The organism is Nocardiopsis suaedae, from assembly GCF_027706745.1.
GTDB classification, from domain to species: Bacteria; Actinomycetota; Actinomycetes; order Streptosporangiales; family Streptosporangiaceae; genus Nocardiopsis_A; species Nocardiopsis_A suaedae.
Genome location: NZ_JAQFWP010000050.1, coordinates 20,692 through 36,148, shown reverse-complemented (window position 1 = coordinate 36,148; position 15,457 = coordinate 20,692). Strand labels below are relative to the sequence as shown.

12 protein-coding genes and 1 tRNA gene are annotated in these 15,457 nt (G+C 73.7%); 2 read left to right on the top strand and 11 right to left on the bottom strand.

What is annotated here, in order from left to right; translation table 11 throughout:
* Nucleotides 1-38: 38 nt before the first annotated feature.
* Nucleotides 39-1,274, bottom strand: coding sequence for a hypothetical protein (locus O4U47_RS22340; RefSeq protein ID WP_270679892.1), 1,236 nt, complete (start codon nucleotides 1,272-1,274; stop codon nucleotides 39-41).
* A 597-nt stretch (nucleotides 1,275-1,871) separates the two neighbouring features.
* Here O4U47_RS22340 and O4U47_RS22335 point away from each other — a divergent pair.
* Nucleotides 1,872-2,615 (top strand): Mut7-C RNAse domain-containing protein, encoded by a 744-nt coding sequence (locus O4U47_RS22335; protein ID WP_270679891.1) that lies wholly within the window; start codon nucleotides 1,872-1,874, stop codon nucleotides 2,613-2,615.
* 100 nt (nucleotides 2,616-2,715) lie between these two features.
* Here O4U47_RS22335 and O4U47_RS22330 read toward each other — a convergent pair whose 3' ends face one another.
* Both O4U47_RS22330 and O4U47_RS22325 read right to left on the bottom strand, forming a co-directional pair.
* Entirely contained in the window at nucleotides 2,716-3,603 is an 888-nt protein-coding gene (locus tag O4U47_RS22330) for a DedA family protein (RefSeq protein ID WP_270679890.1), read from the bottom strand.
* A 123-nt stretch (nucleotides 3,604-3,726) separates the two neighbouring features.
* Complete coding sequence (locus O4U47_RS22325; protein ID WP_270679889.1) at nucleotides 3,727-5,448, bottom strand: enoyl-CoA hydratase-related protein; 1,722 nt, start codon at nucleotides 5,446-5,448, stop codon at nucleotides 3,727-3,729.
* A 229-nt stretch (nucleotides 5,449-5,677) separates the two neighbouring features.
* Here O4U47_RS22325 and O4U47_RS22320 point away from each other — a divergent pair, with 229 nt between their 5' ends.
* Nucleotides 5,678-5,905, top strand: a complete 228-nt coding sequence (locus O4U47_RS22320) for a hypothetical protein (RefSeq protein ID WP_270679888.1) — start codon at nucleotides 5,678-5,680, stop codon at nucleotides 5,903-5,905.
* A gap of 110 nt (nucleotides 5,906-6,015) precedes the next feature.
* On the opposite strand, the gene O4U47_RS22315 is transcribed toward O4U47_RS22320, so the two are convergent.
* From O4U47_RS22315 to O4U47_RS22280, 8 genes are all read right to left on the bottom strand, one after another.
* Nucleotides 6,016-6,333 (bottom strand): SelT/SelW/SelH family protein, encoded by a 318-nt coding sequence (locus O4U47_RS22315; protein WP_270679887.1) that lies wholly within the window; start codon nucleotides 6,331-6,333, stop codon nucleotides 6,016-6,018.
* A 32-nt stretch (nucleotides 6,334-6,365) separates the two neighbouring features.
* Nucleotides 6,366-7,514 (bottom strand): hypothetical protein, encoded by a 1,149-nt coding sequence (locus O4U47_RS22310; RefSeq protein WP_270679886.1) that lies wholly within the window; start codon nucleotides 7,512-7,514, stop codon nucleotides 6,366-6,368.
* 180 nt (nucleotides 7,515-7,694) lie between these two features.
* A tRNA-His gene (locus O4U47_RS22305) sits at nucleotides 7,695-7,770 on the bottom strand.
* Nucleotides 7,771-7,852: 82 nt separating this feature from the next.
* Nucleotides 7,853-8,497 carry an oligoribonuclease gene (gene orn / locus O4U47_RS22300; RefSeq protein ID WP_270679885.1) on the bottom strand — a complete coding sequence of 215 codons (645 nt, stop codon included), beginning with the start codon at nucleotides 8,495-8,497 and terminating at the stop codon, nucleotides 7,853-7,855.
* 175 nt (nucleotides 8,498-8,672) lie between these two features.
* On the bottom strand, nucleotides 8,673-10,685 hold the full coding sequence (locus O4U47_RS22295) for a hypothetical protein (protein ID WP_270679884.1): 2,013 nt from the start codon (nucleotides 10,683-10,685) through the stop codon (nucleotides 8,673-8,675).
* Between the two features lie 58 nt (nucleotides 10,686-10,743).
* The gene (locus tag O4U47_RS22290) at nucleotides 10,744-11,421 is read right to left on the bottom strand and encodes a hypothetical protein (RefSeq protein ID WP_270679883.1); all 678 of its coding nucleotides are present in this window, start codon (nucleotides 11,419-11,421) and stop codon (nucleotides 10,744-10,746) included.
* 189 nt (nucleotides 11,422-11,610) lie between these two features.
* The gene (locus tag O4U47_RS22285) at nucleotides 11,611-13,404 is read right to left on the bottom strand and encodes a substrate-binding and VWA domain-containing protein (RefSeq protein ID WP_270679882.1); all 1,794 of its coding nucleotides are present in this window, start codon (nucleotides 13,402-13,404) and stop codon (nucleotides 11,611-11,613) included.
* Nucleotides 13,405-13,566: 162 nt separating this feature from the next.
* Nucleotides 13,567-15,294 carry a substrate-binding and VWA domain-containing protein gene (locus tag O4U47_RS22280; protein ID WP_270679881.1) on the bottom strand — a complete coding sequence of 576 codons (1,728 nt, stop codon included), beginning with the start codon at nucleotides 15,292-15,294 and terminating at the stop codon, nucleotides 13,567-13,569.
* Nucleotides 15,295-15,457 lie beyond the last annotated feature (163 nt).

The following is a 15,457-nucleotide window of genomic DNA, read 5'->3' as shown; positions in this document are numbered from 1 at the left end:
AACGGGGGTCGTAGCGGGACAGGGGACGGGCGCCCGGGTCAGTGCTCCGGGGGTGCCGCAGGGGCCGCGGGCGCCTGGGCGCCTGGAGGCGGGCCCTGCTGCGGACCGGTCGCGGGCCCCTGGGGGGCCGGGGCAGGGGTCCCCGGGGAGGGGTGCGGCCGCGGCGCGGGCTGCGGCTGCGGTGCCGGCCGGGCAGGGGCCTGCTGCGGTGCGGGCGCCTGCTGGTGTGCCGGGCCGGGGGGCGCCTGCTGCGGCGCGCCCTGGGGACCGGTGCCGGACGGTGCCGCCTGAGCGGCGTGCTGCTGCTGTTGGTAGCGGGCGATGGCCGCCTGGGCAGGGCCGGTGCGTCGGTCCTGCGGCTGGGTGTTGATCGGCGGCGGGACATCGGAGGTCTTGCTGTAGCCCGGCGGGCGGCCCGCCGGGATCTGGTTCGCGGCGCCGCAGAACGCGCAGGCCCCGCCGGTCACCAGGTCGCGGCACCAGGCGCAGGTGATGGGGCGCAGGCCGCGGGCGGGCTGGGTGAGCGCCTCGGGGTGGGCGCTGAACGCGACGAACTCGACGTACCTGGAGGAGCCCCAGTACTCCTTGCCCAGTGGCTGAGCGGCCAGCTTGTGCGTGGAGACGGCGCGCATGGCCGGGACGAAGGCCTCCTCGAAGGTCGAGGGGTCGAAGCCGTCGCCGGGCGCGTACAGCATCTGGGCCGGGTCGACCGGGCGGTAGGGGATGTTCGGGGTCGGGTCGAGCTTCTTGACCCGGCCCACCCGAGGCGTCGGTGAGCAGAAGGCGAGGAAGAGGGCCTTGGGGGTGTAGGAACCGATGTGCTGCTTGAGGGAGATGGAGATGTTGCCCAGGTTGTTGACGTTGCGCAGCCACGCCCCCGCGAGCATGTGCTGGGGCAGCTCCCCGGCGAGAGACGTCACGATCCCGGCGGGCAGGTAGGGCGAGAGGTAGGCGAGCTGGTCGGCCAGGAGCGACAGGGCCAGTGGCGACAGGTCGACCGGGACCGCGGCGACGCCGTCCGAGAGCAGGGCGCCGCGGGCGAACCGGATGGCCCGCTCGGCGCGTTCGGCGTGCCACTTGGGGTACAGCGCGACCACCTTGTAGCCGCCCCGGACGTGCTGCAGCGCGAAGTCCACGAACGCACCGGACCGGGACTCGTGGTCGTCGCCGGCCAGGGCGAAGCGCCGGGCCTGGGCGGCGCCGAGGTGCCCGGTCGTGGGGATGTCGGCGAGCAGGGCGACGACACTCCTGGAGCGCGAGGGGCCAGTGGACACGATGTCGAGCTCTCCGTGTGGTGGGGGACGAGGCCGGGCCGCGTTGGATTCAGGTGCCGGGGGGCGGGAATGCGCGCGATTATCTTAAACGGCCGCTGGCGAGGCGTGCGATGCGGTCAGCACGCTCTGTGCACGGTACTGCGGACGGTGGCCATTGCGCAGTGTCATCCCTTCCTCGGTCTTTGGGGTCCTCTGGTGCGGTAGACGCACCCCGTGGCGGTTCGGTTCCGGGTCGTCCGCATTCCTGACGAGGGCCCATGCCAGAGGACGCGAAGGTGGTGCCCTCCCCGCTCACGACCGGGGGACGGGGCGCGGTCGAGCCCCGGGAGCAGCGCGGACACGGGAGGTGGGAGCGCTCACCGGACACCTCCGCTCGGGAACGCCAGCTGGTCACATGCGGTGGCCGGGGATGACGGCGTGGCCGGTTCCGGCCGTCCGGCGGCCGGGAGGGGGCCGTAGGGCCGTTGCGGCGGCGGCGCAGCGGCGTGGCGGGATGACGGCCGTCCGGACGGTCCTGGCGCGACGGCTTCGACATGGCCACCTGGTGTGAGGACATGTGTTTAGGCGGCAGGGAGCGGGGTTTGCCATGCTTGGGGCATGAGCGATGACCTCGTCCGGGTGCGGTTCGCTGAAGGCCTTCGGTTCCTTCTGGCGGCTCGGGTGCGCGGGGAGGTGGTCGAGTTCGGCCATGACCCCACGGCCACCCTCGGGCACCTCGTGCGGTCCGCCGGAGTGCCGTTGACCGAAGTCGGGCGGATGGCCGTCGACGGGTTGGCCGTAAACGTCCACTACCGGCCGGGGCCGGGCGAGACCGTGGACGTGGAGGCCGTCGAACCTCCCCAGAGGCTCCCGTTCTCGCCCCCGCGCTTCCTGCTCGATGTGCATCTCGGCGCCTTGGCGCGGCGGATGCGGCTCATCGGGATCGACACCGCCTACGACAACGACGCTGAGGACGCGGCTCTCGTCGAGTGGGCCAACGCCGAGCAGCGCGCGCTCCTGACCCGCGACCGGGGGCTCCTGCACCGGCGTGCGCTCCTGGCCGGTGCGCTCATCCGCGAGGACACCCCCGACGACCAGCTGCGTGAGGTCCTCGACCGGTTCGACCCTCCGACCGCCCCCTGGACACGCTGCCCGTCGTGCAACGGCCCCCTGCGCGACGTGGACAAGAGCGAGGTCGCCGCAGAGCTGGAGCCGGGCACCCGGCGGACCTACGACACCTTCGCGCGGTGCGAGGCCTGCGGGAGGGTGTTCTGGCCGGGCGCCCACCACCGCCGCCTGAACTCCATCGTCTCCATGGTCGGCGGTGAGACCGGCCATGCCGGTGGGCGGGGCCCCGAGTGAGGGACGCGCCTGCTCAGCCCTCGGGATCGGTGACGGCGGGTCTGGACGCACCTGTGCTGGTGTCCGCTGAGGGGCGGTCCTGCTCGCTCGGCCCGGGGCGTCAGTCGGACTTCTGGTCGGAGGCAGCGGGCTCCTCCGTGAGCTTCTCCGTAGAGTCCTCGGTGGAGTTCTCCATGGAGGGCTGCGCACCGTTCGTCGTGCGTCCTGCCTTTTTGGCGCCCAAGTAGGCCATCACGAAGATGATGCCCAGGCTGATCCACAGCGCATAGCTGTCGATCGTCGTGATCACTTCGACCCCGGCCTCGCCCGAGGAGTAACCCGCCGCCACGACGACCGCCGCCATGGACATCGAGCCGAGGACGTCGAACACCAGGAACGTCCCCAGGCGCATCCCCGTCCAGCCGGCCAGGGCGTACACCAGCGCGCTCGGTACGCCGGGCAGGACCGCCAACAGGACCGCTCCCCTGAGGATCCACGGGTTGAACCCGTGCGCCTGGGCCGCGAAGCGCTTGGCCCGGTCGCCTTGGGCGAACATGTCCACGATGCCCTGGCCCCACTGGCGGCCCGTCCACCAGAACAGCCAGTCGAACTTGGCCATGCCGACCGTCCCCGCCACCAGGGCCAGCCACAGCGGGTAGTCGCCCACCGACGCGAACGCGGCCACCGCGCCCGTCGCCGCCTTGCTCCCCGTGACGAACGCCAGCGCCACCGGCGCGGACGCGATGAGGAACGGGCGGGCCGGCCACAGGGCGAGCATGACCAGCATGATGCCGAGGATCGTGCCGGCCAGCGCCTTGTCCGTCCGCGTCGCCTTCCCCCGCCAGGGCAGGTAAGGGCGGTCGTCCGAGTCCGCTGAAGGCTGCGGGGCCGGAGCGGGATCGTGCGAGGCCTCAGGAGCGGCCTCGGGAGCCGCCTCCGGGGCGGCTTCGGGGGCGGCGTCCTGAGGGCCGCCTTGGGCGCGGCCGTCGGCGGCGGGGGTGTTCGTCATGGAGGAATCGTCTCGTGAACGGCGCACTCCCGTGTAGTCGTTCCGGTCATGGGTGGCCGGTGACAGCTGGCAGCGCACGCGTCTGACATCTGTCACACGCCGCCCCGCCGCGCGCGCACCGCCTCAGACCATCACGTCGCGCATGGTCGGCGCCCGGTGGTCGGCCAGGTGCGCCGGGGTCGCCTCCGCCTTGATCTTGTGCACGAACGACCGGCGCGCCTCGCGGAACCCGCTCCGGTCGTCGAAGATGTCCCGGCTCATCTCGGCCAGCTCGGCCACCCGGTAGGTCTCCAGCGGGCGGCGGCGCTCGTCGGCCTCGCGCAGGTCGTTCTTGGCCTGCAGCACCCGCTCGTAGTTGCCGCGGTCGGCCAGGCGGCGCGCGTAGACCAGCGCCGCCTCCTCGAACTCGCCCGGGGCCCCGCCGATCGCGGAGTCGGCCAGCCCCAGCTCCACGGCCTGCTCGGCGCCGATGGGCAGGCACTCGCCCGTCAGCGCGGCCGCGGCGGCGTCCCCCACCCGGCGCGGCAGCACGTAGGTCCAGTACTCCGAGCCGAACAGCCCCATGGTGGCGTAGTGCGGGTTGAGCACCGCCCCCTGGCGCACCAGCACCCGGTCGGCGCCCAGCGCCAGCATCACCCCGCCGGCCCCGGCGTTCCCGCCCACCGACGCGACGGTGAGCTGCGAGGAGCAGGTGATGATCTCCTGGCACACGTCGTCGATGGCCTGGATGTTGCGCCACGCTTCGCCCTCGGGGTCCTCGGCGGCCTCGATGACGTTGAGGTGGATGCCGTTGGAGAACACCTCGCCGCCGCGCAGCAGCAGCACCCGCGTGTCCTGGCGGGCCGCGTGCCGCAGCCCCGCCGCCAGCCGCAGGCACTGCTCGGTGGACATGGCGCCGTTGTAGAAGTCGAAGGACAGCACGCCCACCGCGCCGCTGCGCCGGTAGACGATCTCGCCGTCGCCGTAGCCGCGGTCGGAGGGCCGCACGCTCGGGTCGGCGTTGGGCACCCCGTCGATGAGCGCCCCGAGCGCCGTGGCCGCCGGGAGCTTGATCGCGCCCGGCTCGCCCGGAGCCCCGGCCTTCAGGTGGCCGATCCACAGGCTGCCGTCGCCGGTGGCCACGAGCACCCGGCCGTCGCTGCGCGCGGCCACGGTGCCGGGCTCGGCGGAGATTCTGGGCCCCTCGTCGGCGTCGAACACCCGCACCTCGGTCCCGCACAGCACCGTGCGCACACCCGGTGCCCCGTCGGCGGCGCGGACCTTGCGCAGGATGTGCGCGCTGGGGTCGCTCCACGCGAAGGTGCGGTCCTCCTGGCGCATGGTGGGGCGCAGCCGCCCGGTGACCTCGGGCCGCTCGTAGTCCAGCGGCTCCGGCAGGAACCACGGGTCGGCCGCTTTGGCGACGACCTCGTGCACGAGGGCGATGGCCGCCTCGGTGACCGGGCCGTTGTACAGGGAGCTCTTCTTCGGCGGCTCCGCGGGCAGCGGGAAGGTGCGCGACCCCCAGATGGGACCGGCGTCCATCTCCTCGACGGCCTGGAGCGCGGTCACCCCCCATTCGGGGGCGCCCTCGTCGACGGCCCAGTCGAGGGAGGAGGGGCCGCGGTCGCCCGGCGGCCCCGGGTGGACGATGACCGTTCTGTGGTTCTTCCAGATCCGTTCAGGCACGCGTTCCTTGAGGAACGGGCAGATGATCAGCTCGGGCCGGGCCAGCTCCACGGCCTCGACCATGGTCTCCTCGTCGATGGCGAGCTCGACGGACACGTCGTGTCCGGCGCGTCTGAGCTCGATCCAAGTGCGCTGGCTGAGGCCGTTGAAGGCCGAGCACAGCAGGAGGACTCGCACGGGGGCTCCCTTCAGGGGCGGGGAACAAGGGGAGGCGGATGGCGGCCCGCAAGGGGCGGAAGTCGCAGAATGCGCCGTCTAAGGCCACTGTTCCGGACCGCGACCATTGTGGCGGAAGTTCCGCCGTGTCCATGCCATCACAGTCTGTGGGGAATCGGCGACGGGGGGAGGCCGACCGGTGCGCACAGCACGCTTGCGCCGCGCGTCCGCAGCGGGGAAGGGTGGGGCCATGATCGACGACGAGCCGCCGCTGCGCTGTCCCCTCTGCTCGTTCGGCTTCGTGGAGGACTACCTGGTGCCGATGCCGCTCGACGGCTCCCGCTTCCGCATGTGCGAGGAATGCGACGCCGTCTGGGAGGACGGCGAGGACGTGGAGGCGGCCTCCGCGCAGAACCTCCTCTGGTACCTCCAGGACCGGGGACTCCAACCGTGGCTGGAGGACGTTCAGCGCGCATAGCTGCCGTGGGGGCCGCGCGGAGCGCGCGCTCCACCGGTGCGCAGTCGTGCGCCGTGAGGACGCCAGGGCCGGTCACGGTGAACGCCGGTACGGTCGCGACGCCGCGGCCTTCAGCCGGTGCGGTCGGAGTGGCCCAGCGCACGGCCGGGGGCGACACGGTCCCGGACGAGCTTCTTCAGGTCGGCGGCGTCGGTGAAGGCCGCGTCACTGGTGCGCGACCAGATCACCTCGCCGTCCAGGCGCACTTCGAAAACGCCGCCGCTACCGGGGACGAGCGCCACCTCGCCCAGGTCGGCCTCGAAGGTCGTCAGCAGCTCCTGTGCCATCCAGGAGGCGCGGGGCAGCCAACGGCAGCGGGTGCAGTACTCGATCTCCAGCCGGGGGCGCGCGACGGGCGCGTGCTGCCCGGTGTTCTCTCGTTCGGCCACCTCCCCAGTATGGAGGGGCGGCCGGGCGGCGATCACTCCCGGGGGTCCTCCGGAGCAGCGAAAGGACTGGGCAGAGGTGTCCCGTTGGGCGCGAGGGGCAGGCCCGCCGGAGGGCGGGGCCAGGCGGCCGGCAGGCGCGGGGCCGGTCCGGCCGGTTCCGGTACCGGAGGAGGTGCGGGACGCTGGTCGAGCGCGCGCGGGGCGGGAACGCCGTGGTGCGCGGTCCCTGTGGAGGATGCGGCGGTGGGAAACCTGTGGGCGCGGGAGCGGCAGAACGGGCATACGGCACGGTCCACCGGCTGCCCGCACCAGCGGCAGCGCACCGTGTGCAACGCGCCCAGCGCGCGGGCCAGGGAGCGCGGCCCGCTTTCGAAGGCCGCGAACTCCGTGTACCGGGTCGTCCCCCAGAACACCGGCCCCAGCGGCTGGGAGGGCACCACGTGGGCCGTCGCCGTGCGCAGCGCGGGCATCAGGTCGTCGTCGAAGGCCGGTGAGCCCGCCGTGCCGGAGCACGCCAACACGTGGAGCGGTGTATCGGGAGGCGAGGGGAGGCCGGGCAACGACTCGCCCAGCTCCCCGGGGGGGATCCTGAGGACTGCGGCCCCAGGACAGCTCAAGGCCAGGAACGCGCTTCGGGGACGGTAGGAGGCCGCGTGGAGCGCGGTGGACGTCGGCAGCGCGCTCAACCCGGTGACGCTGTGCAGGCACGCTCCGGCGAGCATGTGCCGGGGCAGCTCCCTTGCGGCCGCGGCGACGATGCCCGGCAGGTGGATCGGGGCGAGCCCGGCCAGGCGGTCCGCCAGAACCGAGAGCGCGAGCGGGGAGAGGGCCAGCGGGATTCCGGCGATCTCGTCGCTCAGCGTCCGGGACCGGGCGTGGACGAGTGCGTACCGGGCCGCGTCGGGCCGCCAGGAGGGGTACAGGGCGACCACCGCACGCCCCGCCCGCGCCTCCTCTGCGGCGAACTCGATGAAGCGCCCGGACCGCTCGGAGTGGGAGCGCCCCCGCAGGGCGAAGCGCGCGGCCCGCCCGCCGTCGGCGCGGCCGGTGGTCGGGGCGTCCGCGAGCAGCACGACGGTGCAGGACCGCGTGGCGGGCGCGGCCGGGCGAGGGGCCGGACGGGGGAGCTTCACCGGCGGACTCCCGGAGGTCGTGGCGACGTTCGCGGGGAGCGGACCCACGTGCCCGAATGGTAACCGAGCAGAGCCCGCCACCTCCGGTCCGCTTCCGGCCCATGGAGGGAGGGGAGGGAGCCCGTCAGGCGGGGAACCCCCGTCGGGTCGTGTCCGCTGGAGTGGAGGCGGGCCCGGGACGCGAAGAGAAGGGCCCGGTCGCCGTTTCCGGTGACCGGGCCCTTCATCTGGGGTGAGTGAGGGGACTTGAACCCCCGACTTCTTGGACCACAACCAAGTGCTCTGCCAACTGAGCTACACCCACCATGGGCGCGGATTCCGCCGGTTCGACCGGGTCGTCGCCCGCGCTCTTCAAAGAGTCTAGCGGACTCCGGTGAGTGCTCCGGTCAATTGCCCCCGTGGCGCTCGGCGTCCGACTCCTGCCGCAGTCCCGTCCCGCCCGCGGCGACCTCGGCGGACACCGAACGGACCGTGGAGGTGTCCGGCCCCGGCGGGGCGACGAACGCGGCCGCCCGGTAGTAGCGCAGCTCCTGGATGCTCTCGGTGATGTCGGCGAGCGCCCGGTGGCCGCCGTGCTTCTCCGGGCTGTTGAAGTACACCCGCGGGTACCAGCGCCGCAGCAGCTCCTTGATGCTCGACACGTCCACCATGCGGTAGTGGAGGAAGCCGTCGATGCGGGGCATGTCGCGGGAGATGAACAGCCGGTCGGTGGCGATCGAGTTGCCGCACAAGGGCGCCTTCTTCGGCTCGGGCACGAACCGCTTGATGTACTCCAGGACCCGGTCCTCGGCCTCCTGGAGCGTCACACCGTTGTCGAGCTCGTCGATGAGCCCGGAGTCGGTGTGCATCTTGGTGACGAAGTCCCCCATGTGTTCGAGTGCCGACTGCGGAGGTTTGATGACGATGTCCAGGCCCTCGTCGAGCACGTTGAGCTGGCCGTCCGTCACGACGCACGCGACTTCGATCAGCGCGTCGTGCTCAAGGTCGAGTCCTGTCATCTCGCAGTCGATCCACACCAGGGAGTCATTCATACCGGACAGCTTAGGCCCATACGCGACGTGCGGTTTTCCACCGGCGCCGCGTGGGCGGCCATGGTCCGGCCCTGAATAGGGGAGGGCCGGTCCGCTCAGGTCCGGCCCTCCCCTCGGGCGGTGTCGCCTCCCCCGCGCGGCGTCCCGGCCCCTGCGGGCCCGGACGCCGACCGGGTCAGACGCCGAACAACAGCCACACCACGTCGACCGTCCCCGTCATCTGCAGGGCGACGCCCGCGACGACGAGGATCAGCAGCAGCACGACGATCATCGTTCCGCAGCCGAAGCAGCCGCAGCCGCCCTTCTTCTTCTCCTTCTTGCGCCGACCGCCCCGGCCCTGGGGGGCCTGGGGCGCGCCGCCGCCTGCGGGCCCCTGCGGGGGCCCATAGGGCGCCGGCGGGCCGCCATAGGGGTTCGCCGGGTCCGGCGGCATGGGGCCGGGCGCATGCGCGTGCGGGGGCGCCATCGGGCCGCTGGGGCCGGCGTGCGGCGGAGGCGCGTCGGGGCCGGGACCCCACCCCGGCGGAGGGCCGGGAGGGCCGGGAGGGCCCGGGTGGGGCGGCTGGGGGCCGGAGGCGCCCGGGTAGGGGGGCTGTGGTCCGGAGGGCGGGCGTCCCTGGTCGGGACCGGGCCCCATGGGTGCGCCCGGGTACGGCGGCGGAGGCTGGTCGGGACCGCCGTGCATGCCGGGCCCAGGCGGCCCGCCGGGTGCGCCCATCGGTGCGCCGGGGCCGGGGCCGGGGCCGGGGTACGGCGGCGGGGGCTGGTCCGGTCCGCCCGGTGCGCCCATGGGGGCCCCGGGATAGGGGTGCTGGGGGCCGGAGGCGCCCGGGTAGGGGGGCTGCGGTCCGGAGGGCGGGCGTCCCTGGTCGGGACCGGGCCCCATGGGTGCGCCCGGGTACGGCGGCGGAGGCTGGTGTCCGGCACCGGGCTGGGGCCCCGAGGGGGGCATGCCCGGGTCGGGTGCGCCGGGGCCGCCCATCGGCCCGCCGGGGCCGGGGTAGGGCTGCTGGGGGCCGGACGGCGGACGGCCCGGGTCGGCCCCGGGCGCCGCGCCCGAGTGGGCGCCGCTCGGCCCGCCGTAGGCGCCCCCGTAGGGCTCGCCGGGCGTGCCCGGGGTTCCGGGCGCACCGGGAGCCCCCGGCGTGCCGTCCGGGGCGGGGTTGCGGGCGGCCTCCTGCGCCTGCTCGGCGAGGCGCTTCTGCTCCGCTTCCCGGCGCTCGGCCTCCGCCTCCTGTCTCTTGCGGTTCTCCTCCTCGGCCTTCTGGCGGGCCTCTTCGCGCTGCTGCCGGCGCTCCTCGGCGATCTCGGAGAGGCCGTCCTTGAGGTCGCCGAAGAAGCGGTTGAAGCCGCCCTTCTTCTCCTCGCCGTCGTCGGCCCCGCCGGACGCGGCCAGCGCCGGGTCGTCGGGGTTGAAGACCGCCGTGCGCGGCGCTTCGGCCTCCCCGGGCTGGAACACCGCCGTGCGCGGCCCCGAGGCCTGGTCCGTCAGGTCGTCGGTGCGCTCGGGGAGGTCGTCGCCGAGGTCGCTCGTGCGCTCGGTGTCCCGCGCGTACGGGTCGACCGGCATGGTGGATTCGGTCGGCCGTTCCTGCCCCGGGGAGGAATGCGAGGAGGTGTAGGAGGCGGCGGTGGCGGGGTCGATGCGCATGGTGGACCCGCCCAGGTCCGCGGTGGGTTCCTCGTCGTCTTGGGGCGCTGGAGGGGGCGTGTTGTGGGAGGAGGTGTAGGAGGCGGCGGTGGCGGGGTCGATGCGCATGGTGGACCCGCCCAGGTCCGCGGTGGGTTCCTCGTCGTCTTGGGACGGCGGTGGGGGCGTGGCGTGCGAGGAGGTGTAGGACGCCGCCGCGGCGGGGTCGATGCGCATCGTCGACGGCTCGTCCCCGATGGCGCCGCCCGTGTCGAGCCCGCCCCCGGTCGGGATCGTCGACTCGCCCGGAGAGGAGGGGAACGCGGACCCCTGGGCCGTCGGGATCGTCGACTCGTCCGGTGCGGGACCCCCGCCCAGGTCGGCGGTCGGTTCGTCGTCTTCGCTCGCGGAGCCCGCGGCCGCACCCCCGGACGCGTCCGGCCGCAGATCCGCCAGGTCGCGGACGTGCTGCGTCCACTCTTGGCCGTTCCACCACCGGAGCCGGCCGTCACCGCCGTGCGGGTCCTGGTACCAGCCTGGCTCGATCGATCCACCCATGGGCGACAGACTAAGGGGTACGGCGACCTTGCAGGTCCCCGCCGGTGGTCCGGCGGGCTCAGCGGCCGAGCGCGTACGACTCGGAGAGCGCCCCGTCGGCGGCCTCCGGGCGCGCCGACCCCCGCTGCCGCGGCGCCGGGCGGCCGCGCGGCCCGGACAGGCGCGCCTTGGGGCGCTCCCGGGCGGCGTCCAAGAGGTGGCGGACGTCGATCGCGCCGGGGCCGTGCTCGGCCGACCCCGGCACCTGCGATGCGCCGAAGTGGCCCGAGCGCCCCCACGCCCGCTCCGCGGCCGGGTCGCGCACCGGCGTCGCGAACGGCGGCGGGGGACCGGGCGGCCACGCGCGCGCCACCTCCCAGGTGGCCAGCCACCTGAGGATCGCCTCGACCCCGTTCAGGGGCCCATCGGTGAACGGGTCCCGTGCGCGGCCCACCACGGCGATGATCACGCACGTGCGCCCTTCGTGCGCGTGGTCGGTCCCGTCGCCGGGCAGCTCGCCGCTGGCCGGCGCGGTGGCCGGGAGGAGCTGGACGGTCTCGCCGAGGAGGGGGTTCCAGACCAGGTGCGCGGTGCGTCCGTCGGAGTCGAGGCGCTCGGCCACCGCGCGCGCGGTGAGTTCCGCCGGATCCGACTCCGTGGTCCGCCATACCGCGCGGGGCGCGCCCCCGTGGAACGGCCCCTCCGGGGTGAAGGAGCACTCCACCCTCCCTGCGCCCGGCATCCATGCGTCGGCCACGGCCGCCACCCTCCGTCGCACAGCACAACCACTCTTCTGAGTACGCGAGGCCGGGCGATTAGTCCATAGGTCCCGGGGGGTGGGGAACAGGGATGTATCGGTCACGGGCACGGGGTTTCGGGCCGAATATCCGGACCGCCCGTGGCCGAATCCGGCCACGGGCGGTCACGGGCGCGGCGGGCTCCGGGGTCAGGAGCCCGCCTGCCCCTGCCCGCCCTGCTGGTTCTCCAGGCGCTGGGAGAAGGCCTGCAGGAAGATGTCGCCGATCTCGGCCGGGTTCTCGGTCTTGTAGGCCTCGCCGCCGGTCAGTTCGGCCACCTTCTCCATCGGCTCCAGATCGATGCCCGGGCCGAAGGCGATGGTGAACACCGGGATCGGGTGGTGGGGGTTGGACTCCTCCTCGATGGTGGAGGCCAGCTCCTTGAGGGAGACCCCGTCCGGGTCGTCGTTGTTGCCGTCGGTCAGCATCAGGATCGCGTTGACCTTGTCGGACTTGTAGGAGGAGGCCATCTCCCGGTAGGCGGCCAGGTAGGTGTCGTACAGCCCGGTGTTGCCGTCGGGCACCGGCTCCAGCGCCGCCAGTTCGGCGGCGACGTCCTGGCGGTGGGTGGCGGTCTCGGCGCCCTCGCCCGCCAGCTCCCCGACCGGCAGCAGCTCGCGGTGGTCCCGGTCGCCGTCGAGGCCCGTGGAGAACTCCCACAGCCCCAGCTCGGTGCGGTCGTTGAACAGCGACAGCCCTTGGTCGGCGGCGGCCGTGGTGACCTGCATCCGGCTCATCCCGGTGCCGGGGACCTCCTCCAGCATCGACCCCGACACGTCCACGATGGTCAGCAGTCGCGTCCCGAGCTTGAACTGGTTCCAGGCCTGGGTCAGCCGCTCCACGGTCTCGTTGTTGGGCGTGGGCAGGTTCTCGGGGATGTCGGCCTGGAACCCCTGGGCCTCGGGGAGCGCTCCGGAGTCGGCCTTCCCGTCCGCCGTTCGGAAGCCTTCGCGCTGCAAGCGCTTCTGCGCCGCGTCCTCTTCGAGCGCGCCCCGGAACACCTGGGCGGCGCGCGTGGTCAGCGGGTCGTCGGTGCGGGTGACGTAGGGGTAGTCGAGGCTGTAGGAGCCGCTGTCGGGGTAGCGCACGCGCGCGGGGGCGTCGGCGTGGTCCTGGTTGTAGCGGGCGGCGGCCTGCTCGGACAGGACCAGCACGGGGGAGGCGCCGTCGCCCGCGCTCTGCTCGGCGAACGCCTCGAAGGCGGCCTCCTCGCTCGGGGTGGCGCCCTCCTGCAGGGCCTGGATGGCCGCCACCAGCTGGGCCTGGCCCTCCTCGTCGCCGCCGCCGATGGCGTCGGAGACCAGGGCGAGCGTGGCCAGTCCGGAGGAGCTGCGCACCGGGTCCACCAGGCGCACGTCGGTGTCGTCCCCGTCCGCGCCGGGGGCGGCGGTGGGCACCAGCGTCTTCCAGGAGGCCTTGTCGTCGTCCTTCTCGGCGACCTTCTCGGGCTGCGCCAGGACCAGTGGGGAGGAGGCCACAGAGGTGCCGGTGTCGTCGACGACGCCGTCGCCGGAGTTCTCCTTGACGAAGTTGACCCACAGGGAGGAGTCGGGGATCCACACCTGGGACTCGGTGTCGCCCATGGTGGGACCGCCGCCGGTGATGCCATAGGCGACGTCGGCGGAGGCGATGCCGCGCGCGCTGACGCGCACGCACTGGCCGTCGACCGCGTAGTCCTGCTCGTTGAACTCCTGGGCCACCCCCTGCACCGCGGTGGTGAGCTCGGGGCTCACGGCGACGTCGAGGGTGACGTCCTGCCCGCTGCAACCGCTCTGGTTGAGGAAGATGTAGGTGCCGGTGAGGCCGACGGCCAGGATGATGGCCACGGCCGAGGAGAGCGCGGCGACGGCACCGCCGCGGCGCCGGCGCCGCCGGCTGCGGCCCTCGGCACCGCGCGGGTCGGCGTCTCCGTCGTCTGCGTGATTACCGCGGTGGCGTCCCAAGGTGGTCCTCGATGTGGTGGGGGTCGGGGTCGTGGGGGGTTTGTGACGTGTGCCTCGTAAGGGTAGCGAAGTCCGATTACGGGGGGATGGCTGGTCACACCCGGAGGGCCGAGTTTCGGTCCGCCCTCGTGACCCGGTTTCGGTTGTCGGGTCCCGGGCGGCTCAGGTGCCGCAGTCGGGCACGCACAGCCGCCGCGAGATCGAGCTGAGGAAGATGTCGCCGATCTCCCCGGGGTCGTCGGTGACCGACAGGGTGCCGCTGGTCGCGCGGGCGATCTCGGCCAGTTCCTCGCGGTCGGACTGGGCGCCGAAGGCGATGATGAACATGGTCACCGGCCGCTCGGGGTCGAAGCGGTCCTGCAGCTCGGCGACGAGCTCGTCGTGGGAGATGTCGCTGGACCCGCCGTCGGATCCGGCCGTGAGCACGATGACCGAGTTGATCCGGTCCTCGTCGTAGCCCTCCTCCACCTCCCGGTAGGCGTCCAGGATGTTGTCGTAGAGCCGGGAGCCGCCCCCGGCGACCTCGATGTCGCGGGCGACCTCCTGCAGCTCCTCGCGGCGGGTGGAGCCCCCGTCGCCCACCGCCTCCTCCAGCGGCCCGGGAGGGGACCCGACCTCGCGCCCGTCCGCGCCGAACTCCTCCGACATCAGCCACAGGCCCATGTCGGTCTGGTCGGGGAACAGCGCCAGCCCGGTCTCGGCGGCGCCGCGGGTCACCTCAAGGCGGCTGGGCCCGCCGTTGAGGTCCTCGGCCATCGCCTCGGACACGTCGGCCAGCACGATGGTGCGCGACTGCATGGACAGCCGGTTCCAGTCGTCCAGCGAGGTGAGCAGCGCGTCCCCGGTCAGGTCGTCGTGGGTCTCGGGGACCTCGGCCTCGATCCCGGCGGTGTCGGCCAGCGGCCGGGCCGCCGTCCCGTCGGGGTCGCGGAAGCCGTACTCCCGCATGCGCTCCCTGTAGGCGGGCTGCTGCAGGATCCCGTAGAGGTCGTCGGCGGCCCGCCGCATGCGCGGGTCGTCGCCGGTGGCCACGAACGGGTAGTCGAGCATGACGGTGCCCTCGGGCGGATACAGCGCGCGCAGCGGCGTCTCCGGGGACCCGGTGTTGTAGGCGGCGACCGCCTGCTCGGGCAGGACCGCCAGGGGCGCGTTCTCCGGGTCGCCGGAGCCGGAGGCAGGGAAGAGCCCGGCGGGGTCGATCTCGCCGAACGCGGTGTCCAGCTGCACGTCGCGCACGAAATCCGTCATGGCGGTGTCGGCGTCGTCCCCGGTTCCCAGCTCCCGGCGGACCGCGTGCATGGCGGCCATGCCGTCGACGCCCCGGTTGGGGTCGACCATCACCATGGGGCGGTCGGGGTCGCGCCCGTCGGGCAGGAGGAGGTCCCAGGCGCTGCCGCCGGACGCCTCGAGGCCCTCCGCGCCCTCGGGGGCGGCCAGCACCACCGGGGACGCGGCCAGGGAGCGCGGTTCGGTCTCCACGGTCTGCGCGCCGCTCTCGGAGACCCGCGCCAGCTCAACCCAGGCCGAGGACTCGGGCACCCACACGTCCGGGCGCACCGTGGAGCCGCCCGGCCCGCCGGACAGCTCGGTCATGATGCGGTGCGGAGCGGTCTCGTCGGCCTGCGCCAGCACGCAGACGCCGTCGTAGGAGGCCTGGCGTCCGTTGAACTCGTCGGCGGCCTGCCGCATGAGCGGCGCCATGCTCAGCGTGCTGGAGATGCGCAGATAGCGCGTCTCACCGCAGTCGGCCATGCGCAGCGCCGCGGGCACGGCGAGGCTGGCGGCGGCGATCACGGCCACGGCGATGGCGGTGAGGCCGAGGGGTGAGGTCAGCGCTTTGCGGGCGCGGGACCCGCCGCGCCGTTCGATGCGGTGTCGGCCGCTGGACACGGGGCTTCTCCGGGGGTGGGGCGTGCTTGGCGCGACCTTACTGTCTAGTAAGGGGTGAGGAGAAGAGGCGGCCGAGTCCGGACCGGGTGGCGCCGGGTTTGACGGAAGTGGCTAGTATGCGTGGTCGGTGCTTGACACGTCCCGTGGTAGGCGCACCGGGGAG

Bases quoted from the DNA above. Each gene is read 5' to 3' on its own strand.
- O4U47_RS22335 (WP_270679891.1), top strand. From the start codon at position 1,872: ATGAGCGATGACCTCGTCCGGGTGCGGTTCGCTGAAGGCCTTCGGTTC.
- O4U47_RS22330 (WP_270679890.1), bottom strand. From the start codon at position 3,603: ATGACGAACACCCCCGCCGCCGACGGCCGCGCCCAAGGCGGCCCTCAG.
- O4U47_RS22320 (WP_270679888.1), top strand. From the start codon at position 5,678: ATGATCGACGACGAGCCGCCGCTGCGCTGTCCCCTCTGCTCGTTCGGC.
- orn (WP_270679885.1), bottom strand. From the start codon at position 8,497: ATGAATGACTCCCTGGTGTGGATCGACTGCGAGATGACAGGACTCGAC.
- O4U47_RS22295 (WP_270679884.1), bottom strand. From the start codon at position 10,685: ATGGGTGGATCGATCGAGCCAGGCTGGTACCAGGACCCGCACGGCGGT.